The sequence below is a fragment of the Streptomyces sp. NPDC001985 genome, assembly GCF_040296845.1.
Classification (GTDB): Bacteria; Actinomycetota; Actinomycetes; order Streptomycetales; family Streptomycetaceae; genus Streptomyces.
Genome location: NZ_JBEOYB010000011.1, coordinates 49,628 through 73,038, shown reverse-complemented (window position 1 = coordinate 73,038; position 23,411 = coordinate 49,628). Strand labels below are relative to the sequence as shown.

17 protein-coding genes, 1 tRNA gene and 1 pseudogene are annotated in these 23,411 nt (G+C 70.4%); 6 read left to right on the top strand and 13 right to left on the bottom strand.

From position 1 onward, the window contains the following. Window positions 1–62 precede the first annotated feature (62 nt). A complete protein-coding gene (locus ABT122_RS07330) occupies window positions 63–899 on the top strand; it encodes a hypothetical protein (protein WP_351546713.1) in 837 nt (278 codons plus the stop codon). 117 nt (window positions 900–1,016) lie between these two features. Here the strand turns inward: ABT122_RS07330 and ABT122_RS07325 are convergent, their stop codons facing one another. The 3 genes from ABT122_RS07325 to ABT122_RS07315 form a co-directional block, all read right to left on the bottom strand. After that, window positions 1,017–1,226, bottom strand: coding sequence for a DUF397 domain-containing protein (locus ABT122_RS07325; protein ID WP_351546710.1), 210 nt, complete (start codon window positions 1,224–1,226; stop codon window positions 1,017–1,019). 187 nt (window positions 1,227–1,413) lie between these two features. After that, on the bottom strand, window positions 1,414–2,274 hold the full coding sequence (locus tag ABT122_RS07320; RefSeq protein WP_351546707.1) for a helix-turn-helix domain-containing protein: 861 nt from the start codon (window positions 2,272–2,274) through the stop codon (window positions 1,414–1,416). A gap of 376 nt (window positions 2,275–2,650) precedes the next feature. Continuing rightward, window positions 2,651–3,376, bottom strand: coding sequence for a GOLPH3/VPS74 family protein (locus ABT122_RS07315; protein WP_351546704.1), 726 nt, complete (start codon window positions 3,374–3,376; stop codon window positions 2,651–2,653). A 210-nt stretch (window positions 3,377–3,586) separates the two neighbouring features. On the opposite strand from ABT122_RS07315, the gene ABT122_RS07310 reads away from it, so the two are divergent. Both ABT122_RS07310 and ABT122_RS07305 read left to right on the top strand, forming a co-directional pair. Continuing rightward, a complete protein-coding gene (locus ABT122_RS07310) occupies window positions 3,587–6,199 on the top strand; it encodes a D-alanyl-D-alanine carboxypeptidase (protein WP_351546701.1) in 2,613 nt (870 codons plus the stop codon). A 325-nt stretch (window positions 6,200–6,524) separates the two neighbouring features. After that, on the top strand, window positions 6,525–8,375 hold the full coding sequence (locus ABT122_RS07305; protein WP_351546698.1) for a DUF8823 domain-containing protein: 1,851 nt from the start codon (window positions 6,525–6,527) through the stop codon (window positions 8,373–8,375). Window positions 8,376–8,729: 354 nt separating this feature from the next. On the opposite strand, the gene ABT122_RS07300 is transcribed toward ABT122_RS07305, so the two are convergent. From ABT122_RS07300 to ABT122_RS33595, 8 genes are all read right to left on the bottom strand, one after another. Continuing rightward, on the bottom strand, window positions 8,730–11,132 hold the full coding sequence (locus ABT122_RS07300) for an ABC transporter permease (protein WP_351546695.1): 2,403 nt from the start codon (window positions 11,130–11,132) through the stop codon (window positions 8,730–8,732). Next, window positions 11,129–11,818, bottom strand: coding sequence for an ABC transporter ATP-binding protein (locus tag ABT122_RS07295; protein ID WP_351546692.1), 690 nt, complete (start codon window positions 11,816–11,818; stop codon window positions 11,129–11,131). The genes ABT122_RS07300 and ABT122_RS07295 overlap by 4 nt, the downstream gene beginning before the upstream one ends. Further along, window positions 11,815–12,339: a PadR family transcriptional regulator gene (locus tag ABT122_RS07290; RefSeq protein WP_351546689.1), complete on the bottom strand. Its 525-nt coding sequence runs from the start codon at window positions 12,337–12,339 to the stop codon at window positions 11,815–11,817. The genes ABT122_RS07295 and ABT122_RS07290 overlap by 4 nt, the downstream gene beginning before the upstream one ends. A 162-nt stretch (window positions 12,340–12,501) precedes the next feature. Then, on the bottom strand, window positions 12,502–14,781 hold the full coding sequence (locus tag ABT122_RS07285) for a hypothetical protein (RefSeq protein WP_351546686.1): 2,280 nt from the start codon (window positions 14,779–14,781) through the stop codon (window positions 12,502–12,504). A 152-nt stretch (window positions 14,782–14,933) separates the two neighbouring features. Next, a complete protein-coding gene (locus tag ABT122_RS07280; protein WP_351546683.1) occupies window positions 14,934–15,737 on the bottom strand; it encodes a DUF3800 domain-containing protein in 804 nt (267 codons plus the stop codon). Window positions 15,738–15,905: 168 nt separating this feature from the next. Then, window positions 15,906–16,244: a hypothetical protein gene (locus ABT122_RS07275; RefSeq protein WP_351546680.1), complete on the bottom strand. Its 339-nt coding sequence runs from the start codon at window positions 16,242–16,244 to the stop codon at window positions 15,906–15,908. A gap of 472 nt (window positions 16,245–16,716) precedes the next feature. Further along, window positions 16,717–16,983, bottom strand: coding sequence for a hypothetical protein (locus tag ABT122_RS07270; protein WP_351546677.1), 267 nt, complete (start codon window positions 16,981–16,983; stop codon window positions 16,717–16,719). A gap of 821 nt (window positions 16,984–17,804) precedes the next feature. Continuing rightward, a complete protein-coding gene (locus ABT122_RS33595) occupies window positions 17,805–18,047 on the bottom strand; it encodes a hypothetical protein (RefSeq protein ID WP_502976110.1) in 243 nt (80 codons plus the stop codon). A gap of 35 nt (window positions 18,048–18,082) precedes the next feature. Here ABT122_RS33595 and ABT122_RS07265 point away from each other — a divergent pair. Then, window positions 18,083–18,714: pseudogene (locus ABT122_RS07265) on the top strand (site-specific integrase); the annotation flags it as partial. 55 nt (window positions 18,715–18,769) lie between these two features. On the opposite strand, the gene ABT122_RS07260 reads toward ABT122_RS07265, so the two are convergent. Then, window positions 18,770–18,845: transfer RNA gene (locus tag ABT122_RS07260), tRNA-Arg, on the bottom strand. Between the two features lie 292 nt (window positions 18,846–19,137). Here ABT122_RS07260 and ABT122_RS07255 point away from each other — a divergent pair. Beyond that, complete coding sequence (locus ABT122_RS07255) at window positions 19,138–20,649, top strand: class I adenylate-forming enzyme family protein (RefSeq protein ID WP_451068644.1); 1,512 nt, start codon at window positions 19,138–19,140, stop codon at window positions 20,647–20,649. Window positions 20,650–20,867: 218 nt separating this feature from the next. Here ABT122_RS07255 and ABT122_RS07250 read toward each other — a convergent pair whose 3' ends face one another. Next, a complete protein-coding gene (locus tag ABT122_RS07250) occupies window positions 20,868–22,232 on the bottom strand; it encodes a M6 family metalloprotease domain-containing protein (protein WP_351546671.1) in 1,365 nt (454 codons plus the stop codon). Window positions 22,233–22,773: 541 nt separating this feature from the next. Here ABT122_RS07250 and ABT122_RS07245 point away from each other — a divergent pair. Next, a complete protein-coding gene (locus tag ABT122_RS07245; protein ID WP_351546839.1) occupies window positions 22,774–23,409 on the top strand; it encodes a TetR/AcrR family transcriptional regulator in 636 nt (211 codons plus the stop codon). Window positions 23,410–23,411 lie beyond the last annotated feature (2 nt).

The window sequence follows — 23,411 nt, the reverse complement described above, 5'->3', positions numbered from 1 at the left end:
GTCAGAGTAGGTCTGTCCATCCGGGAGGGGAAGAGGGAGAAGAGGGAAGGGAGCGGCGGGACATGAGCGAGAACGCCCGGGACGCCTACGGGGAGCTGGCGGCCGTCGGACCGTACGGGGCGGGCCCCGGCCACGCCCTGATCACCCTGGTCGAGCCGCACCCCGGCCACGAGCACGCGTACAACCGCTGGTACGAGGACGACCACTTCTACGCGGGCGCCATGGCCATGCCCTGGATACAGGCCGGACGGCGCTGGGTCGCCACCCGCGAACTCCGGAGTCTGCGCTACCCCGGGCACTCCGCCGTCGCGGACCCGGTCACCGCCGGCTGCTATCTCTCCGTCTACTGGATCACCGAGGGCCGGTACGGCGACCACATGCGCTGGACCGTCGCCATCAACAGGCGGCTCAACCGGGACGGCCGCGTCCACCACGCCCGTACCCATGTCCTCACCGCCTTCCACGACCACGCGGCCACCGTCTACCGCGACGGAGCGGCCGGCCCGCGCGACATGCACGCGCTGGACCATCCGTACGCGGGTCTGGTCCTCCAGGTCGTCGACACGGACGGGCCGCGCCGGCGGGCGGAGCTTCTCGCCTGGCTGCGGGAGGGGCATCTGCCCCGGCGGCTCCGGGGCTCGGCCGCGCCCCTGGTGACCGTCTTCGCGCCCACCCCGCTGCCGGAGGACCGGATGGCCCATGTGCGACAGGTGGAGGGCGTCGGCACCCGGCTGACGCTGCTCTGGTTCCTGGAGGAGGACCCCGCGCGGATCTGGGACCCGTTCTTCACCGGGCTCGGCGCGGAGGTCGCGGATGCGGGGCTGGGGCGGGTGGAACTGATGGCGCCCTTCATCCCGACCGTCCCGGGCACCGACCGCTATGTCGACCAACTGCGGTGAGCCGCCGCCCCGCTTCGGGCGCCCGGACACGGCGGAGCCCCCTCGGCCGGGACGGCGGACCAGTCGAGAGGGCTCTGTCAGGTGGTGCTGCGCCGGTTGCGCGCTGCCGAGCGGGGCTCAGCCGAGGTCGAAAGCGCCCCGCCCGGTCGTGGCCACGAACGTGTTCCACGAGCCGGGGACGAAGGTGATGGCCGGGCCGCCCGGAACCTTGGAGTCCCGCACCGAGATCGATTCGGCGACGGGGGACTTGACCTCGACGCAAGCACCGTTGCCCCCGGAGTACGAGGATTTCGTCCAGGTCTCCGTGGCTCCCTGAATGATTGCCATTTCTGCTCCGCTTTCAGCGAGTGATGTGATTGCGCCAACGTTTTTGTTGGTGCCAGGGACGCTACTCGCCACAGCCGACCCGCGAGGCGCCCGTTCACTCGGTCGGATGGCATATTCCACTGTCTCTTCCCTTGCGCGGTGACGGGGGTGTACCTTGCCGTCCCGCATGGCCGCCCTGAAGGACCTCTCAGGGCTTGGTGTACCGCTTCGCGATGTTCTCGATGAAGACCCGGGTCTGTTCCACATTCAGCGCCTGGGCGCGCAGATGCTCGTACATCACGCTGTACTTGTGCACATCGTTGGCCTTCTCCAGATAGAGATCACTGGTGACGCCCTCGATGTAGACGACACTGGAATCCGTCGCGTCGGGGAACTCCAGAATCGCGTACTGCCCGTTGATTCCCGGGTGCGCTCCCATGTCGAACGGCAGCACCTGCACCGTGACATGCGGAAGCTGCGACAGCTCGATCAGATACTCCAGCTGCTCCCGCATCAACTGCTTCCCGCCGACGACCCGGTGCAGCGCGGCCTCGTCGATCACCGCCCAGAGCCGCAGCGGCTGCTCGGCCGCCTTGACCCGGTCCTGGCGGCGCATCCGCACCCCGACCCGCTTGTCGATGTCGGCGGCGCCGCTCTCCGGGAGCGCCCCCGAGATCAGCGCCTCGGCGTAGGGCCGGGTCTGGAGAAGACCGGGCACCACCTGGGGCTCGTACACCCGCAGACTCGCCGCGTCGGTCTCCAGACCGATGTAGACGCTGTACGGAATGTCGCCGAACGCGTGCCACCAGCCCTGCTGGCGGGAGTCCTTGGCCATTTGCATCAGCGAGTCGACGATACGGTGGTCGTCGACCTCGTACACCCCGCAGAGATCGCGCACATCGCGCTGGCTGATGGAACGCCGCCCGTTCTCCAGCCGGCTGATCTTCGACTGGGACACCAGAAGGCGCTCCGCCACCTCTTCGGCCGTCATGCCCTTGAGCTCGCGGAGCCTGCGCAGCTCCAGGCCCAATCGGCGTCGCCTGACGGTGGGATTGACATTGGACGCCACGGAAACTGCACCTCCGAATGCGTAGCTCAGCGTATCTACTGCTCAGCAGACTGCCACCAGATGGCACATGCGCGCTGCAAAATCGCCACACGGGACGCGTTCACGGGACGGACGCGAGGGTGTTCCGCCACGCGGGGTCGCACGTGGTCGTGGACGGTCGTACGTGTGCTCGTGCGCGGGGCCCGCGCACGGGAACGCGCGGGGGAACGCACGGGAACGCGCGGGGCAGTCGGATGGCTGCCCCGCGCGTCATGTGCCGGTGGTTCCCGCGTGCCGGTGTGGCGGTCCCGCCCGCACGGCTCGTGCTGTTCGGTGCCGGTGTCCGGTGCCGTCGGGTGGTGCTGGTCGGTGCTGGTCGGTGCTTTTCTGCGCTGTCTCAGTGCGCGGCGACGCGGTCCATGCTGCCGCGGCGCGGTTGCATCGGCACGGCCGCCTGACGGCTGCCGGTCGCTGCGGAGGGATTGCGGCGCGGCTGCGCGGCCACACCGTTCTGGACGTCCATCACGGCATGCGCCACGAGTCCGCCCATGGGGTCGTGTCTGATGAGATCCCGCAGCCGGGACCGTGAGGAGCGACCCTCATTGCCCGGATACAGATGCTTGCCGAGTCCGACCGCGTGGGCCAGCGCGGCGAGCGCCGCGGTCCGCGGGTCCGGCGGGACGCCGGTGCGGATCGCGCTGTCCAGCCGGGCTCTGATGTCCCGGCTGATCGCCGTCTCCGTCGCCTGGTAGCGCGTCGTCGGCAGCACTCCGCACATCTGGCCCGCCACGGCATGCACCATGCCGCACCGCTCCAGATGCGCGAGATAGATCTGGCGCAACCCCAGCCGGGGCCCGCCGATCCAGTGGACGGCCCGGACCGGACTGCCGCGTCTGCGCAGCAGTTCCAGTGCGGAGTCCAATGTCGGATCTCCGGTCGGCCGTGGCATCACCACGGCGATACGATCCCCGTCTGGGGCTATCCGTCCTGCCAGAGCCAGCTCCACTAGCTGGGCTCCGGCCAGGCCGAGGTCGAGCGACTGCGGCTGCGCTGTGGTACCCGTGGCCGGGTCCAGAGCGAGCAGCAGAAGCTCCTCCGGAATAGTTCTGCGGCTCCTGCCCATCCATGCCTCCCCGCGTGGATGAATGACAGGGTGACCCCTCTCACATTGGTCTGTCGAGAGTGCCTGTGTGGTTTGTATGGGAACCGTTAGGTATGTCGTTCTCGTCTATACGCGGGGGCCGTGCTCTCACACAGGACACTGATAGATGGTTCGGACAACACGGGCCGCCGATATCCGGCGTCCCGGAGTGCGCTCGTATGGCAGCGGCGCATGACTCATGGAGGAGGCACGGTGGCGGGCGAGTCCCCCGACAGGTCGGAGCAGCGGAAGTCGTCGGGGGAGACGGCTCAGGGCGAGCGCGATCCGCGCCCGGCCCCGCTCGACCGGGCGGGGTCATCGGGTGGGGACCGGCCGACGGCGGTTGTCGGCCGCACGGAGGCGAAGCCGGACACGGACACGGACAGGGAGCCGGAGGCGAAGCCGGACACCGAGTCGGTGAAGGCGGAGCCGGAGCCGGAAGCGGATACGGATACGGGGGCGGCCCCGGACCGGGGCGGCGAGCCCGGCACCGAGACCGGCTCGGCCGCGAACGACAAGCGGCTGAGGTCGGCCGTGGCCGCGTGGGTGGCGTCCGCCGAGGACGCCGAGGACGACGAGGACGCCGAGAAGGGCGGGTCGGACGGGGAGCCGGGCGCCTCGGACCCGGCCGGGGAGACGGCCGCGCTGCCGGAGACGGCGGCAGAGGAAACGGCACTGCTGCCGGAGGTGAGGCCGGAGCCCCCGGAGCCCGAGTCGGAGCCCGAGCCCGATTCGGAGCCGGAGTCCGAGCCGAGGGAGGAAGCCGGGAAGCCGGGGGCCGGTGACGAGGCGGACCCCGGCGAGGCGGACGAGACCTCCGGCCCTGCCCCGGTCCCTGCCCCGGTCCCGGTCCCGGTCCCGGTCGCGAACGAGGACGCGGACGCGGGTGGCGCCGAGGAGGGCGCCAAGGGCGAGAGCGGGGACGACCCGGACGGCTCCGGGGTCTCCGGGGCAGCCGGGGAGACCAGGACACCCGGGGCTCCCGGGAAGCCCGGGAAGCCGGAGGCGTCCAAGGCTTCGGAGGAGCCCGAGGCACCCGGGGCTTCCGGGAAGCCCGGGAAGCTCAAGGCTTCGGAGGAACCCGAGGAACCCGAGGCGCCCGGGGCCCCCAAGGCATCCGGGCCGCCCGCGGCGGCCAAGACCTCCGCCGGCGGCGAGGACGCCCCCGCCGAGGACCACCCCACCGCCGTCTTCGGCGCCCTCCGGCGGCCCGCCCCCGCCGACGACAGCCCCACCACCGCGCTCAAGATCCCCCCGCCCCCCCGCCGCGAGACCAACCCCGCGCCCGCCGCCTCCCCGGCCGAGCGGCCCAGCACCTTCGTACCGCTGCGCCGGGACGACGACGTACGGACCCCGTCCTGGAGCAGGAACGACACAGCGGGCACCACGGCGGCCAAGGCCGCCACCGCGACGGCGGAGGCCCCCGAGGCCACCGCCCCGGCGGCGGAGCGCGCGCCGGCCGACGCTCCCGCGGGCTTCACCGGGGACGAGCGGACCAGCCAGCAGCCGCTGCCGCCGCAGCAGCCGCCGCTCGATCTGCTCGCCCAGCTCACGAACACCCCGGACACCCCGGTGCGCACCGCGCTGCGCCGGGTCAAGATCTGGACGCCGCTCGTCCTGCTGCTGCTCGTGGTCTTCGCGGTCGCACAGGTGCTGCGCCCGCTCCCGGAGCCGGTGCTGACGCTCACCGCCGACCCCGCCTACACCTTCAAGGGCGGCAGGCTCGCCCTCCCGCTGCCCGGCGAGGGCCAGGGCGCGGTGGCGATCGAGGGCGTCGGGACCATGGCGACGTACGGCGCGCAGAAGCCCGCGCCCATCGCGAGCGTCACCAAGGCGATGACCGCCTATGTGATCCTCAAGGAGCGCCCCATCACCGGCAAGCAGGTGGGCCCGGGGATCACCATCGACCGCCGGGCGGACGAGGAGTACGAGAAGGGCCTCAACATCGAGTCGGTCGAGCCGGTGGAGGAGGGCCAGGAGTACACCCAGCGCGAGATGCTGGAAATGCTCATGGTCGCCTCCGCCAACAATGTGGCCCGGCTGCTCGCCCGCTGGGAGTCCGGCTCCGAGAAGGCATTCGTCCAGAAGATGAATGACGCCGCCAGGGACCTCGGGATGAAGGACACCGTCTACACCGACCCGAGCGGATTGAAGGAGTCCACCACCTCGACCCCGCTGGACCAGCTGAAGCTGGCCCAGGCGGCGATGGAGAACGACGTCTTCGCGGATATCGTCAACCAGCCCCAGGTGGAGATCAAGACGCTCGGCAAGACGATCTACAACAGCAATGGCCTGGCCCTGCTCAAGGACGGTGTCGGCGGCATCAAGACCGGTTCGTCCACCCCGGCGGGCGGCAATCTGCTCTGGTCGGCCAATGCCCGGGTCGACGGGAAGATCCACCGCATCGTCGGTATCACCATGGGAATCCAGGACGCCGAGGATCTGAAGGCCAAGCAGAAGCTCGCGGTCAGCAGCAGCATCCGGGTGATCGAGGCGGCGCAGGAGGCCGCCGGCTCCGCCACGGTGATCCGGAAGGGCGATGTCGTCGGCCGGGTCGACGACGGCCTCGGCGGTCAGGTCCCGGTGATCGCCACCGAGGACCTGAAGGCGGTCGGCTGGAACGGCCACCGGGTCGAGATCACTCTCGGCAGCGGTGACCGGCCGGTGCCCGGCACCGGCGCGGCCGGCGACCGGGTCGGCACGGTCTCGATCGGCTCCGGCGCGGGGAAGGCGTCCGTGCCGGTCGCGCTCCAGCGGGACATGGCGGAGCCCGGCTTCATGGAGAAGCTGACCCGGGTGGGCTGATCCCCGCCCCTGCCGTCTCCCGCCGCCCACCGCCGCGCGCCCCGCACCGGGCCGCACCGGCGCACCGGTCTCCCCGGCCGGGTGTCCGCACCCGGCCGGGCCATCCGTATCACCAGGGCGTCCCCCGGCCGGGGGACGCCCTCGTGTTAGCGTCCCGGAGCAACTGTCCGCGCCGGGGCGGCGTCCTACGGAGAGCACCGCCACCGCCCGCCGCCGCCCCGGGCGGCGCACCGCAGAGGGCAAGAGGTCCCCAGGGACGGACATACACACCAGCACCGCGAGATCGTGACAACAGCACACGGACGGGGAGACGGGGAGAGTCGCAGTGAGTACCGCTGAGCCGGTCCGGACGGACGGCCACAGCACCGGCACAGGGCCACCGGAACGGGACCGCGACCAGGTCCCCGACCAGGACCGGGAGCAGGACGAGGACCGGAACCGGACGAGGGAAGTCCTCGCCGACGCCTGGGACCGGCTGAGCCGCCGCCCCGTGCTGGTCACGGCCGTGGTCGCCGCGTTCGTGCATCTGCTCTGGTTTCTCTTCGTCGCCCACAGCGGTGGTGACATCGCGGCCCAGGACGCCTGGACCGAGTTCGTCGGCCGCCACCCCGACTCGGCGTACAACCTCGCCTGGTACGGAGGGACGCACCCGGTCTCCTACAGCGTGGTCTCGCCGTATCTGATGTCGGTGATAGGCGTCCGGCCGACCATGATGGCCGCCGGCACGCTCTCGGCCGTGCTGACCGCGCTGATCCTGGTCCGGCTGCGCGCCGTGCGCAATCCGCTGGCCTGCTCGCTCGCCGGGGTCTTCGCCTTTCTCTGCAACGCGCTCTCGGGCCGTGTGACCTTCGGCCTCGGCATGATGTTCGCGGTCGGCGCGGTCGCCACCGTCTTCTGCTGGCCCCACCGCTGGCGGTACAAGCGCTGGGCGAAGGCCGCCGTCGCCATCCCGCTCGCGGCGCTCGCCACCGCCGCCAGCCCGGTCGCCGGGCTCTTCCTCGGTGTGGTGGCCGCCGCGCTCTTCCTCAACGGGCGCCGGCCCGGTGCGTATGTGATCGGTCTGCCCCCGGTCGCGGTCGTGGCGCTCTCGTCCTGGCTCTTCCCCTTCTCGGGTACGCAGCCGATGTCGCTGGCCTCCACCTCGCTGCCCTTCGTCTTCGGGGCCGCGGTCTTCCTCCTCGTACCGAAGGAGTGGCGCACCGTCCGGGTCGCCGCCGCCGTCTACTCGTTCGGCACCCTGCTGACCTGGGCGATCGACTCCCAGATCGGCTCGAATGTGTCCCGGATGCCGATGCTCTTCGCGGGTGTGGCGCTGCTGGCGGCCCTGCCGTACACCGCCGCGCGCTCCCGGAAGTGGATCGCGCTGATCGTCGCCTTCGCCGGGCTGAACGTCTGGATCGGCTACAAGGCCGTGGACGACGTCGTCCGTACCGCCCCGACCGCCTCCTGGACGTTCGAGCTGGCCCCGCTGGTCGACAAGCTCCAGGACGTCGGGGCCGAGCGCGGCCGGGTCGAGGTCGTCCCCGCGAGCAGCCACCGGGAGGCGTCCGCGCTCGCTCCGCACTTCCATCTGGCACGCGGCTGGCTCCGCCAGGCCGACATGGAGCGCAACCCGATCTTCTACGACAAGGAGAACCCGCTCAGCGCGGCGGACTACCGGGCCTGGCTGGACCGCTGGGCCGTCCACTACCTCGTCCTGCCGAACGGCTCCCCCGACGTCGGGGCCAGGGAGGAGGCGGAGCTGATCAAGACCGGGCTGCCCTATCTGGACCGGATCTGGGCCGACCCGAACTGGCAGCTCTACGCCGTGAAGAACCCGACGCCGCTCGCCGAGCGGCCGGGCGCGGTGGAGGAGGCGAGCCAGAACGAGGTGCGGATCAAGGTGGAGAAGCCGGGCCGGGTGCTGCTCCGGGTGCCCTACTCGCCCTGGCTGGGCCTGGTCGACGAGAACGGCGACAAGGTGCGGGGCCCGGAGGAGACCGAGGAGTCCAAGCAGCGGCCGGACGGCGAGCCGAAGTCCTTCGCGAACCTCAACGGCTGTCTGAACAAGACGGAGGAGGACGCGGAGGGCGGCGAGTGGACGGAGCTGGTCGCGCCCCGGGCGGGTGTCTACCGGCTCTCGGCCCCGTACGACTTCTCGCGCGGCACCCCCTGTCCCGAGGAGCTGCGGCCCTAGGTCGTCTCTTTCGGATCGGGCCGGGTCGGTGTGCGCGGTGGTCCGGTGCCGGGGCTCGCGAGCCCCGGCAAGATCCGAAGGAGACGGCCCAGGGTCTTCCGGCGGCCTCCGTCCGGCGGCGACGGGCCTCTGTTCGACGGCCGAGGGGCTTCCGGCCTGAGGCCTCGACCCGGCGCGCCTCCACCCGACCCGCCTCCACCCGACGGGCCTCCGTCCGAAGGGCGTCCGTCCGGCGGCCCGAGGGCCCGGCGGCCCGGAAATCTCCGGACCGCCGGGCCCTTCGGCGTACTGCCACCGCCCTCCACGCCCGTTCTCCGGGCCCCCGGGGGACGGAGCGGGCGGGCGCGGGCGGGGCTACTCCGACCGCAGCCCGTCCGGGCGCATCAGCCGCCAGAGCGCCGGCATGCTCAGCAGGGTGATCAGCCCGATCAGGGCCGCCCCCACCCCGACGATCGGCAGGAACACCCACCAGTCGGCCACCGGCTCGCCCACCATCAGCAGCAGCACCCGGCCCAGCGCGATCCCGCCGGCGACCGCGAGCGCGAGCCCCAGCGCGATCGGTACCGCCGTCTGCCAGAGCACCGACCAGCTCAGGGTGGAACGGCGCGTACCGAAGGCGACCAGCACCGCCAGCAGCCGCTTCCGGTCACGGAGCTGCTCCAGTGTGGAGACCAGCAGCGACACCGCGATCAGCGTCATGGTCGCGGTCACCCCCACCATCAGCCCGGTGCGGATGTCGGCGAACTGGCTGTCCGTCTCGGTCCCGTGGAGCGCGCGGACGTCCGTCAGCGGATCGAGCGCCGCCACCGCGTTACGGGCGTGCTCGGCCGCGTTCGGTACGTCCGGGTCCAGCCGGATCATCGCCCTGGCCAGCGGATTGGCGAGCCTGGACTCGTCGATGGCGCCCGGGGTGGCCAGCACTCCGCCCGTCCGCTCGCCCATCGGGTTGAACACGCTGTCCACCGGGATGGCGGAGGCGGGGACGCGCCACAGCTCCCGCTGGTCGTCGCCCCTCGCGGGGAGCGCGACCCGCTCGCCCGGCTTCGGCTGGTAGGGGTACCCCTGGTAACCGCCCTTGCGGACGAGGAAGACATCGCCGTCCTCGCAGGCCGACAGCTTCGCCAGCTCCCGCAGGGAGGAGCAGTCCCCCACGGTGAGCCCGGTGAAGACGGGGGAGGGCTCGTCCTTGAGCCCGGGGCCCGGCCGGTCGAGGTGCGACTCGGTCAGGCTGATCACCCGGGTGACCCCCTCGGCCTCGGCGTACTCCGCCATCCGGGCGCGGCCCTCGGCACCGTCGCGCACATCCGCCCGGGCCTCCAGCTGGGCCCGCTCGGTGTCCATTCCGGTGGTCTGGGTGAAATCGCTCTGCACGGAGCTGAAGAGCATCTGGAGCGCGATGGCACCGGCCGCGGCGACCACGATGCCGCTGATCGCGCGGGCCGCCACACCACTGCTCAGCTGGAGCCGGCGGATCGCCAGCTGCCAGGAGACCGGGCCGCCGTCCAGCCGGTTGACGACCGCCTCCACCAGCCAGGGCAGCAGCGAGGTGATTCCGCCGAGCACCAGCACCGCGCCCGCGGCGATCTGGAAGGTGTCGATGGCGATGCTGCCCATGGTGATCTGGCCCGCCTGCGCCAGCAGCAGCAGAAGACCGACGACCGGGGCGAGCAGCCGCCACCAGAGCTTGCGGACGCGCGGCGCGGCGTTCCGTACCACCCCGAGCGGCTCGACCGAGACCCCGCGCATGGAGAAGAGGGTCACGACCACCGCCGACAGGGGAACGGCGGTGGCGATCACGGCCACGAGCAGCGGGTTCGGCGAGATGTCGGAGGAGAACGCGGTGACGTCCAGGATCGTCACCCCGCTCGCGAACTGCCGCAGGAGCGCGAACAGCCCCACCCCGACGAGCAGCCCCAGCAGGGCGCCGCAGAGGGACTCGCCGGCCGCGACCCGGTTGGTCATCGCCCGGTCGGCACCGACCAGCCGCAGCGCGGCGAGCCGGCGGTCGCGCTGCTCGCCGCCGAAGCGGGCGGCGGTGGCGATGAAGACCCCCACCGGCAGCAGCAGCGCCACACAGCCGATCAGGACGATCAGCAGCAGCACCCCGTTGAGCGGTTCGCTGAACATGGGGCGGCCGAAGTCGCTCGCGCGGCCGGTGGCCTGCTCGTCGGTGAGCTGTGCGCTGCCCGCGTAGTACCTCAGCTCGCCCGGACCCAGCAGTCCCGAGTCCTCGATGGTGGCGGTGATCCGATAGGGGAATCGTTCCTTCAGCAGCTCGCCCCGGGGGGAGGCGAGCAGCTCGGCGAGGGCGGGGGAGGCGGCCATCTCGCCGGGCCCCGGCAGCTCGTCCACCCCGGGGGGCACCGCGGTCGGCCCGTCGCCGTCGGGCCGGAAGACGATGCCGGTGACGCTCTCGTCGTGGTACTCGGTCAGGGTGAGGGCATAGCGGAACGATTCATCGGACCGCCGGGTGTCCCCCTGGGTGTCGACCGTGCGGGCCTCCTCGCGGGAGTCGCGGCTCGCCAGGACGTGGGGAACGGCCGCGGCGACGAGCAGCAGGGCGACCCCCAGTCCGACTCCGAGGCCGGTGAAGGCGGTGCGGACCCAGCCGCGCCGGCCGCCGGTGACGGCGAACCGGAGTCCGAGGACCAGGTCCCGTGCCCAGCCGCGGAGGCCGGGCCGGGGCGGGCGCGTGCGGGCCGGGGTGGTGGCGCCGCTTCGGGCCTCGGCGCGCGGGGGTGCTGTCCGGGAGCTCATACCGCCCCCGCCATGTCCCGCACCGTGCCGTCGCGCACGACGACCTCGCGGTCGGAGTAGGCGGCCACCCGGGCCTCGTGCGTCACCAGGACGACCGCGGTGCCGCTCTCCCGCGAGGCGTCGGTGAGCAGCCGCATCACCCGTTCCCCGTTGAGGGAGTCGAGCGCCCCGGTCGGCTCGTCGGCGAAGAGCACCCGGGGCGAGGTGACCAGCGCCCGGGCGACGGCGACCCGCTGCCCCTGCCCGCCGGAGACCTCTCCCGGCCGCTTGCCGCCGACATCGGCGACCTCCAGCCGCTCCAGCCACTCCCGGGCCGCCGCGTGCGCGGCCTTCCGCTTGGTCCCGGCGAGCCGCAGCGGCAGCGCGACATTCTCCGTACAGCTCAGTTCGGGCACGAGCTGCCCGAACTGGAAGACGAACCCGAACTCCGTGCGCCGCAGGGCGCTGCGCTCGGCGTCCGGCATCGACGCCATCTCCCGCCCGCCGTAGGTGATCGACCCCGAGTCCGGCCGGATGATCCCGGCCAGACAGTGCAGCAGCGTGGACTTCCCGGACCCGGAGGGCCCCATGATGGCGACGACCTCCCCGGCCCGCACATCGAGGGAGGCGCCGTCGAGTGCGGGAGTGGGCCCGAAGGCCTTGCGCAGATCGTGCGCGGAGAGAAGGGAACCGGGGTACGCGCTCACGCGCCGACCTCCTTAGCGAGCCGGTCCAGACGCGCGGCTGTCAGCTCCAGCCAGCGCAGATCGGCTTCCATGTGGAACAGGGCGTGGTCACAGATGAGCTGATCGGCGAGGTCCCCGCCGCGCTTGCGGTCGGTGAGGATGCGCATCATCCGCAGATGCTCGGCCCGCTGGGTGTCCAGCAGTCCGGCGGCACTCCGCCCGGTGAGCAGCGCGAGGACGACCTTGGTGTAGAGCGTCGACTGGAGATACGGCTCGGGCTTCTCCGGCTGCGCGAGCCACCGCCCGACATCGGTGATCCCGGCCTGAGTGATCGCGTACCGCTTCCGCTCGGGCCCGTTCCCCGCCTCCACCCCGTCGACCTCGACGAGGCCGTCCCGCAGCAGCCGGGACATGGTCGAGTAGATCTGCCCGTAGTGGAGGGGCCGGTCGTGGCCGAACTTCTCATCGAAGGCCCGCTTGAGGTCATAGCCGTGGCGGGGGCCGGACTCCAGGAGTCCGAGCAGAGTGTGACCTATGGACATGGGGATGACTATACATAGTGGGTATACATGGTGTGTATAGATACTCTCCAGGGCACTCGTCGGGCGTCCCTCAGGACCTTCCGGGGCCACTCCGCGCCAGGAACGACAAAGGCCCCACTCCAGCAGGAGCAGGGCCAAGGTGCGGGCTCGTCGGAGGTATTTCTAGCCTTCTTCATGCAGGTTGGGGCCGTCGGTTGGATCGTGCCCGGAATCCTCTGAGCCGGCCGCATCAGTCTCGTCGCCATGGATGCCCCGGCGAAGGTTCTGCACATCGGTCTGCAGATTCAGCAGTGCCTCACGCAGGCTGTCCAGTTCCCCGACCTCGATCAGAGGTGGCCAGCTACCCGACTGGGAGTCGAGTTCCAGCAGTTGATCCAGCGAGTCGCGGGCCGTCGCCAGTCCCTGGCGCAGAATGCGGCGATGCTCCACCGCGCGCTGAGCCGCCGGCCGCAAATCCTCAGCGGGCGACTGCTCGGCGCCGGGTGACGGGAGGGGGGACACCTCACTGTTAGGAGATTCGCTGCCGCTCTCCGCCTGGTCCTGGTCTTGAGAAGGAGTGGCGGAGACCGGCCAGGGAGCGCGCCGGGCATGGTGTGCCTTGTAGGCCTCCTGTGCACGTTTCTCGTCGGAGGTCCAGACCACGTCCCACTGGGCCAGGGGCACCGGCAGGCCGGCCTCATTGCGGGCGATCTTGTCCGGCTCGCTGAGATCGACCTTGAAGTGAACGTAGGCGATCGCCTCGTCCTCCTCGTGCTCCCTCTTGATGAACTGGCGGAGGGTCACCGCGTTCTGGGGAAGCTGATCAGCCCGGAATCGATTGGCTGCCAGCGCGAGGGTCCACAGCCCCGGGACGTTGTCGTGCTGAGCCAGATCCTCAATGATCTGGCTCACGTCGGCGCGGAAGGGGACACCGCCCTTGTCCTTGGAGGCCATGAGTGCGGAACCGACGTTGCGCGTCAGCTGCTTGTCGGCGATGAGCGCGATCCCGCCCGCCACGGCGAGTGTGCAACGAGCGTGGGTGTCGCCGGCCAGAGCGGGCGCGATCAGGGTGCTGAAGTCATCTGTCGCGATCGGCTCCCACTCCTTGGTGACCTCCGAGGTGAGAACACCACCATTGCGCCAGGCATTACGCGCCTGGGCAGAAACGGCCTTCTTGTGACTGCGCCAGGGGAGGTCGATGATGGGACCGAGCAGTTCGGCGAACCCTTTGTGGCCCATGCGCTTGCCACCCTTGATCGCCTTCGCCTGGTCCTTGAGCTGCTCAAGCAGTTCGGGCCGGGTCAGCGCGTGGACCAGATAGACACCGCGCCACAGGGCGTTGCCGGGAATTTTGTCATCGCCGAACTCCTGGGGAAAGTCTTCGGGACTGATCCGGCCCACGGCCAGGCCGTAGATGGCCTGGAGACTCTCCTGGTCCACCATGGCGTCACCTTGGTGGATCACCCGCTTGAGGGCGCGGGTGATCACCTCGACATTCTGAGCTGCGGTTTCCCACTGCATGAACTCCACATGCACCGAGGCAAGGATCGAGCGCATCGCATCGTCGAAGACGTCCTCTGGCGCGAGCAGGTGGCCGAGGTGGGCTTCGGCCCCGACGGCGATCTGGGCGGGCACGACATAGGTCTGGGCAATCTGGATCGCCCGCATACCCGGTTCCGGGCCTGATGTCTCTCTGGCGAATTCCTCAGCCAGAGACTTGCGCCAGCTCTCACGGCTCTCCGCGAGCCGCTGCGGCAGGCCTTCAGAGGGGGACGTCCTGCCCTTGCCGAAGAGGGCGTCCATCGCGAGACTGGCCGTCTCTGCGGCCCCGCTGTCCGGGCCGGCCAGGACGCTCCAGGCGCTCGCCAGCCGAGTGATCCCGTCCCGCACCGTGAGGGCGTGGAACGGCTCTGTGTCGTCCTCGAAGGTGAACTCGACAGGGTGGACGATGAGGTTGCGGGTCACCTTTCGGGCCAGGATGGACGTGGTGTAGTTGTTGAGCGCGAGGGTGCTGTTGAACGTCTGCCAGACGTGGTTCCGAAGGTGTTCCAGGTCCTTGTACCGATATTGGACCACCGCGCGAGGTCGTCCGTTCTCGGCTGTCCCCATCACGTGTGGATCCGGGACTTCCATCACCTCCATCCCGGTGCGGGGCTGGATGCCCGGGAACAGCTCGCTCAGCCATACTCGGGTGACGGCCGACCGAAGGGTCGCGCCCTCGACGTTCTCCTCCATGAGGAGCCCGACCGGATCCTCCGCGGTCGGGCTGAGCTGTCGGGCCAGGCTGGCCGGTGTGGTCGTGGCACGTGCCACGGCCTGCCAGGCACCGTCGGGCAGAGAGGTGATCGGGTTGGCCAGACCCGCTGTCACGACCTTGGAGCGGTCGGCCTCGGTGGACGGGGCGGGCAGACTGCGCTCGACGTTGGAGATCAGGATCTTCTCGGATCGCCAGGGCACTGTCATGGATTGGGGAAAGGGCTGGGGCATTGTGCCTCCGTCAAGGGCGGGTTCGTGTGGGAAGCTGGGCGCGCGGTCCTGGCCCGGGTGTCCGGGGTGCCAGGTCCGCCGCCGGGCCCTCGGTCATGTCGCCGGGGCCCGGCCTCTCTGGGCGCTCGTCACAGAGCGATCGGGCCTTCGGCCGCCGGGAGCAGCTCGGCGAACCAGCCCTTCATGAAATCTCTTCTGGTGTGTCCGACCACAGACTGGAAAGCGGTGTAGGCGACGAAGTCCGCTGCCTGGAGCAGGTGTTTCCCGCGGGCCGGAGCGAAGAAGGGGTCCTCGATGATGTGCCGATCGCTGTGCGGCAATCGGCGGTGTGCCTCCCGCAGGGTGTGTTCTGTGCCATTGCCGTCGACACAGAGCATTGCGAAGCTGTCGACAGTCCTGTGGCGGCGGTTCAGTTCCATGACGAGAGCCGTGTACAGCTCCTCACGGGTCGCGCCGGCGCGGTAGGCGGCACCGGCGGTGACCCCCGGCATCGCCGCAACAGTCCTGAGTCCGCGCTGGATTACATTCCGGAACCTGGTCTTCTCCGCATCTGTCGGCCCACGCCCGGGGATCGTGTGCAGCGGCCGGCCCCGCCCGCCAGCGAGATTCACCGCGTGCAGCGTGTCGTCGGCCTGGATGTTCAGGTCGGGGTCCGCGTGCAATTCGCCACGGAGTGCCTTCCACATCCTCTCGGCGTCGCGCCACGCGCGTACGTCGACCCGTAGCCACCCGGCGACCGCCATCCTGGAATCGCCCGAGTCGTCCAGGTAGTAGAGGCTGACGGGGGAGTCTTCGCGAGTTGTGGAACCTGAGGGGTCGGCGCCCCCACCAGGTTGATTTGCATATGCAATCCGTCTGGATGGGAGACCCTGGGGATTGTCGTCCGAGCTGGGGAACGGTGGTGCACTCCCTTCTCTGTCACTAATTCTCATGTGCCGCCCTCTGGTGTGCCGCATCTCTCGCCGGAGAGCCTCTGGCGCAACCTCGGGCCCGCATGTCGCGAGACTCTCGCGGCACGTCGACTCAGGCTAGACGATTGATAAGTAGACAGTCTGACGAATATGTCTACTGAGGCGGAGTTGGCTGAATGTTGTCGCCTCTCATGTGAGGTATTTCCTGGCATCAGGAAATTTGTCCCGCATCCCGGCGATTGGACTTGTGTCCAGCTTGTCCAATGCTGCGACAATTGCGGCTATGCGGATCGCCTGTCCAAGCGGGGAATCTTTCCTGATGACGAACACCGACTCGTTCTCCGAGGTTGGCAGCCGTCTGGGGAGGGTGACCATCCCCTGCCGGTCGAGGGCGGCCGCGATTTCCTCGCAGAGCTCCAGACTGAGTCGTGCCCGACTTGGCGCCGCGTACCCCTTGATGAAGCGCATCGATACGCGCGTGATGCCGTCGTTCACTTCCAGCGCGTTTGCTATAACAGTGAAGTCCATAAATAGGTACTCTACTGAGTTATCTTCCTCAAGATCAATGCTCTCTGGTGGCTCAACGGTGGGCGCACCGCCGGGGTGCGCTCAGCGGTTGGGGGAGGGGGGCTGCGGCCTGGCGGCCTGACCGTACAGCGGCCCGCTGCCAGGATCAGCACGATTTGGCCTATTTGTCATTCAAGTAGGTGCTTACGCCCGGAATGTTCGGGGAGGTTATTTGTGCACCGTCTGAGGTGTGGCCATTGGAAAGATGCAGAGATTTGAGGTTCTTGAATCGCGCGAAGGTGTTCTCGTCGGAAGGGATAGCGCGAGTGTAAATTCTTGGGTGCGTCAATGACGGAGGTGCGCTGTGAAGGCTCGTGAGTCCGGTGTTCACGTCGTGCCGATGGAGCATCGGGTACTCAAGTCGGGTCATGTCTGGCCAGATTCTGAAATCCTGGAGGCGGGCCCTGGTGATTCCCGGGAAGCTGGACACGTATCAGATCAGATGGGTAATTCGGGTCAGTGGACTCAGGTCGGCGTCATGGCTGGGGTCGGTGAACTGGGTGAACCTGAGCTTGGGAAGCAGGCGCAAGGTGTTCGGGTCCAAGCCGTCGAAGTGGGATGGTTTCAGCCAGTCGAGCTCTTTGAGCTCACCGATAGTCGACGCTTCCCTTGTTGGGTCGTTGGTGAACAGTGTGAGTCGGCGCAGCCCTGGATGATTTCGGAGGACGGATGGATCGCCAACCTCCAGCGGATTACTCACCCACAGCTGTTTCAGAGGAGGTAGCTCCGCGAGAAAATCAAGATTCTTTACTCTGAAAGCTATGTGAAGGTCTGTCAGAGTGTGCAACCGGCTGCCGCGTGCTGCCCGGAATGGCTGAGTGAGATTATGCGTCCCGACTATGGAAATCGGGACAGAATGTCACTGACGTGGATGTCTGCGTCGAAGTAATCCCATGCTCTGATGAGTTCCGCGACAACAGCTTTCTCGTCTCCTGCGTAACCCGCCAGCACGCGCAAGGACCCCTCGCCCCCGATCAGTGCCACGGTTCGTACCGTCTGTGCTGCCGCCCGTTCGGCAAGCCGGTTCAGGGTCCGCGGTAGCCAACGCAGCAGTCCGGGCCCCACCCCGCCAGCACGGGCGGATCAGTCTGCGGTCTGGCCGGCAGCAGCTTGGCCACGACCCCGTCCAGACGGCTCGCGAGCCGGTCCGAGACAGAGGGAAGCGTTTTCTGGCACTCTGCCGCCAGCAGTCGCAGGGCCCGCCCGTGGCGGGGCTCCTCCTAGGTGCGGTCGAGAACGCCGCCGAGCAGCTCCTCGCATTGGCGTGTTGGCATGACCCACCGCCATGATGATCGTCTTCCGCCACAGCGGCCGGACTCCGCCCGCCCTGCAGCAGAACTCGAGAGGAATCGCTCAGCGCGGCCTCGACACCGATACCGGAGTTCTCGTGTCCGGCTTCTTCCCCGAAAGCTCATATCCGGCCTGAGCAGTGGCAGGGACCGGGCAGTGCGCCGGCGCTTACCGTCATCTCCTGTGGCCCGCAGGCGATGTACGTGACCGAGAGCCGTACGCGTGGTGCGGTCAGCTGCTCGGATGTTCGTCGGAACAGCTCCACTTCGTCGAGGTCTCTGCTGACCAGCTCCAGATATCTGCGGCGGAGGGCCGTGTCGGGGTCCGCACCATCCGGAGCGAACAGCGTGCTCCGGCAGGCGTTCCGGGGCACGCCACCTTGGCGCCGAGCGTGGCGGCCCGGGACAGCAGTTCCCAGGCCGCCCGTTCCTCGAAGACCGGCAGGCTGCGCACGATGCGGACGTAGTACTCGATGCACTTCCCCCGCCTGGTCGTGCCTGGGTTTCTTGTGGCTGCCGTACTGGCTGGACAAGGTCATCAAGCCGCGGCGGAAGCTCAGTACGTACGACAAGTACGAGGCTCATGTCCGTCTCTACCTGATACCGATGATCGGCACCAAGCGTCCGGAATCGTTGAGCGTCGCCGATGTGCGGCGCTTCCTCGTCCGTCTGGAGAACAAGACGGCCGCGGCGACGGCAAAGGAATTACACCGGGTTCTTCGAACGGTGCTCACCGCGGCCTGCCGGGAAGAACTTGTCACCCGCAACGTGGCCCAGTCTCGTGGAGCCGCCTCGCCCCAGGGCGCGGGAGCTGACCCTCTGGACACTCGACTTCCTCGCCGCGGCCCGGAAGGACCCGCTCTACGCCGCCTTCGTCCCCGCCATCACCCTGGGGGTCCGACGTGGTGAGATCACCGGTCTGCCCTGGACGGACGTGGACTTGGAGGGCGCGCGTCCCCATGCCCGCCAAGTGCATGGCTCCGCTGCGCCGACACGGATGCGGCAGGCGGACGCGCGGGATCGCGCGGGGGGAGAAGCGGCAGGAACAGGGCCACGTATACACGCACGTCGTGCAGGACACCCAGCGGGAAGCCATGAGCCACATGGACCGGCTGTTCAGGCGGCGTCCCGTCCGGGAGTGATCAGAGGCCTTGATGTCAAAGGCCCCGGACCATGATCGGTCCGGGGCCTTTTGCCTGGTGCCCCCGGCAGGATTCGAACCTGCGACACCCGCTTTAGGAGAGCGGTGCTCTATCCCCTGAGCTACGAAGGCGCTGCCCGACAGTGTAGCGGGTCGCCGCTCCCCGGCCGAAGGGGTTGATCATGGGCCGGGGCGGCGGAAGGGGGACCGGGCCCCGGGGGTGTCCGTAGCCTGGGTGGGCCGGGATGGGCAGGGTGTGAGGGAAGGGGTGCGGGTGGTGCAGGGACGGCGTGGGGGGAGTGGGCTCGATGGGGTCGGCGGGCCGTTCGAGGTCGTGCGGGGGGAGAGCGGCGGGCTGGAGTATGTGCGGGGGCCCCGGACGCTCAAGGAATTCGTCGAGGCTGCCTGGGGGCTCGGTGACCGGATGTTCCTCGTCGGAGAGAGCGCCCGCTACACCTACCGGGAGTTCTTCGCCGCCGCCTGCGCCCTCGCGCGGCGCCTCGACGAGGAGTACGGGCTGCGCCCCGGCGACCGGGCCGCGATCGCGATGCGCAACCACCCCGAGTGGCAGATCGCCTTCTGGGGAGTCCAGTTGGCCGGGCTGGTCGCCGTGCCGCTCAACGCCTGGTGGACCGAGGAGGAGCTGACGCACGCCCTCGACGACTGCACCCCCGGGGTGCTCCTCGTCGACGGCGAACGGCTGCCCCGGGTCGACCGGTGGCGCGGGCGGACCGGGGCGCGGGTGGTGCTCTTCCACGGCGCGGGGCACCCGGGCGGCGCCGGGGTGGAGCGGTACGACGACTTCGGCGCACCCGACCCCCACGGCGCGCCGCCCGCCGTCGATGTGCGGCCCGAGGACGACGCCACGATCATCTACACGTCCGGGACCACCGGGCGCCCCAAGGGCGCCGTCGCCACCCAGCTCGCGCAGGCGGGGGCCGCGCAGCACCCCCGGTTCCACGCGGCCGTCGCCGCCCTCGCGCGCGGGGAGCTGCCGGGGCAGGGGCCCGCGCCCGTGGTGCTGATGACGTTCCCCTTCTTCCACGTCGCCGCGTTCACCACGCTCTACTCGGCGATGGCCGCCGGCGGCACCCTCGTCCTGATGCGGAAGTGGGACGCCGATCACGCCCTCGCGCTCATCGGGGAGCACCGCGTCACCCATTACTCCGGAGTGCCCACCACCGCGCTCCAGCTGCTGGACGCCGCCGAGCGCCGGGGCGACGGCCTCGGGACGCTCGGGCACCTCAGCACCGGCGGGGCCGCCGCGCCCGCCGCGCTCGTCGGGCGGCTGACCGCGCGCCACGGCCGGCGGATCGACCCCCGCAACGGGTACGGCCTCACCGAGACCAGTGGCGGGGTCCTGGCCAGTTCCGGGGACGCCTACCGGGCGGACCCGGGCAGTGTGGGGCGGCCCGCGCCGGCCGTGGAGGTGCGGATCGCCGGGGCGGACGGCCGGGAGCTGCCCGAGGGGGAGACCGGTGAGCTGTGGCTGCGCGGCCAGTCGCTCGTACGCGGGTACTGGCGCGACGAGCGGGCCACCGCCGAGGCCTTCCGGGACGGCTGGTTCCGCACCGGTGACCTCGCGGTCCTGCGGGACGGGCGGGTCGGCATCGTGGACCGGATCAAGGACGTGGTCATCCGCGGGGGTGAGAACGTCCACTGCGCCGAGGTCGAGTCCGTGCTCCACGACCACCCGGAGGTCGAGGACGCCGCCGTGCTCGGGGTGCCCCACCCCCTCCTCGGTGAGGAGGTCGCCGCCGTGGTGCGGCTGCGGCCGGGCGCCGGGGTGGGTGCCGACGCGCTGCGGGCGTACGCGGCCGGGCGGCTCGCCGCCTTCAAGGTGCCCTCGCTGGTCGTGCTGGGCGATGTGCCCCGCAGTCCGACGGGGAAGATCCTCAAGCGGGAGCTGAGGAGGGGGATCGCCGGGGAGGGCTGAGCCCCGGTGGTGCCGCACGTGCCGTGCGTACTGGCCCGGTGCCCCCTGCGAGGCGCGGGCGCGGGTGCGGGTGCGCCCCGCAGCGTGTGCATGGACCCCGGACCCCGGGCCTCGGACCCCCCCGGACCCCGGACCCCGGCCCCCGGACCCCGGACCCGGGCGCGGGGTACCTGGCGCGGGGGCACCTGGCGACGGGTCGCCGGCGGCCTCCCCGCGCCTCAGGAGCGGGTCACCCGCACCCGGTACCCCTCCCCCTCCTTCCGCACCACCGTGATCGCGATTCCGCTCTTCCTGTCCGTGAAGGTCTGCCCCGGCCGGTACGGCGCGTCCGACAGCTCCGCGTGGACATTCGGCCGCCGGGTGCAGCCGCCGCTGTCCTTCTTGCTGTCGGCGACAGTGACCGGTCCCTGCCCGGTGTCCACATCGCCCTGGACGCGGTAGATCAGCACGCCCGGCCGGCAGATGGCCTCGTCGTTCCCCGCCCGGGTCCGCACCTCGATCGCGTAACCGGAGTCCTCGCTCACCGGAACGACCGTCATCTTCGCCCCGCCGGCGGTGGCGAGCGGGGTCAGGGTGTACTCGGCGCTGCCGGGGGCCGGTGCGCAGCTGATCTGGCCCGGGTCCAGCCAGCCCAGCTTCCACTTGTGCCAGCCCAGCAGGTCGTTGTTGGCCCCCCAGTCCTCGGACATGATGTCCCAGTGGCCGACCGTGCCGCCGCCCTCGGCGGTGTAGAGGTCGGGCAGCCCGAAGACATGGCCGTTCTCATGGGGCAGCACCCGGAAGCCGGTCTCGGCGTACGACCCCGAACCGTCGTCCTGGCGGCTGTAGACGAAGGACGTGTTGGCGAGCGGCACCCCGTCGGCGGTCGGCGCCTCGGGGTTGCCGGAGAAGGTCACCGAGAGCACGGTGTCCAGCGCCGACGGTCCGGCGTTGGGGGTGACGAGCACGTTGACCAGGTCGTACGCGGCGAAGTCCACCTGCGGGTCGGCGACCGTGACCAGGTCCTCGACGAGTTTGCGGTAGCCGGGCTCATAGGGAGAGCCGCGCTCTATTCCGTACGCCTCGAAGGGCAGGGGCATCCTCAGCCAGTCGGTGACCGGCGCGTGCGGCCGATAGCTGAGCCGGCCGTACGAACTGGTTCTGAACCACTCCGTGGTCTGCGGGAAGAACTCCGCCAGCCGGTCCAGCGCCTTCCCCTCGCCCTCCGCGTCCGAGAAGTCGATCATCAGATTGAGGGCGCGGACCTCGCCGGTGGAGCGGGAGTAGCCGGCCGGGGTGGGTATGCCCTCCGACATCTGGACGCCCAGGGCGGCGGGGATGCGGCAGGGGCCGAGCCCCGTCGCCTCGGCGGCGACCGGTCCGGCCGATGCCTTGGTGGGGGCGGAGAGTTCCGCGCCGGCCTTGGTCAGGCCGGCGAGGGAGAGCGCCGTGAGGACGGCGACACAGCCGATACGGCGGCCCCGGCGGACCCGGTCGCCCGTCCCGGCTATGCGGCCCGTCCGGCCCGTCTGGTCTATCCGGTCCGTCCGGTCCGTCCGGCGTATCCCGTGCGGCCGGCGTATCCGGTGGCGTGGGTACCGCATACAGCCGCCTTCGGGTCCCCGGCAGCAGGCCGGTCCCTGGCTGCGCTCTGTCAGATCAGCCTGTGACGGGTGGGGGTGGAGCGCGCGCGGGGTGAGCCGTTCGAGGGGCCCCGGACCGGCGATCCGGGGCCGGAGGCCCTCCCTCCGCGAGGGCTTCCCTTACGGACGGGCGGGTGACACGAGTCACAGCAGGGTGAGAAATAACCGGGGAGCCCTTCCCCGTTTGCACTCGTGTCGCCGCTAAACGGGGAGCAGTTCCCCGTTTGGGTGATGTTCATCAGACGCCGACGCAGAGCGAGAGGGGGTGGCGCCCATGGGCCCCGCCGGGACGGACACAGCGGGCACGGGCACGGCCGGTACGGACATGATCGGTACGGGCGCAGCCGGGGCGGGCAGGGTCGGTGCGGGCACGCGCGACGGCGCGGCGGACGCCCACGACAGCGGAACGCCCGCCCGCGACAGCGGGGCGCGCACCTACGACAGCGGGGCGCGCAAGCGCGCCGGCGCGCCCCCCACCGGGCCGCACCGGGCGTGCGACGCCGTGGCCCGCCACGTCCCCCGCCCCCGCGCCGACGCCCTCCGCAACCGCGAGCGGATCGTGGGCGCGGCCCGTGAGATGTTCGTCGAGTTCGGGCCCGGCGTCCCCCTGGACGACATCGCCCGCCGCGCCGGCATCGGCAACGCCACCCTCTACCGGCACTTCGCCGACCGCACCGCGCTGATCCACGAGGTCGTGCTCTCCGTCCTGTCCCGCACCGCCCGGCTCGCCGAGGAGGCGATGGGCGAGGAGCCCGACTCCTTCGACGCGGTGCGCCGCTTCGTCCATGGCGCCGCCGAGGAGCGCATCGGGGCCCTCTGCCCTCTGCTCTCCGGCGCGTTCGACAGCGGCCCTCCCGAACTCGACGCCGGACGTGAGCGGCTGGAGCGGGCGATGGTGGAGCTGATCGAGCGGGCGCAGGCCGCAGGCCGGATGCGTACCGATGTCGCCCTCGGCGATCTGATGGTCGCGCTCTCCCAGCTCTCCCGGCCGCTTCCGGGCACCGAGTGCCTGGACATGGCCAGGTTCGTGCACCGCCATCTCCAGCTCTTCCTGGACGGTCTGGAGGCCCCCGCGCGCTCCGAACTCCCCGGCAGGGCGGCGACCATCGAGGATCTGCGAGCTCCCATGACCGACTGACG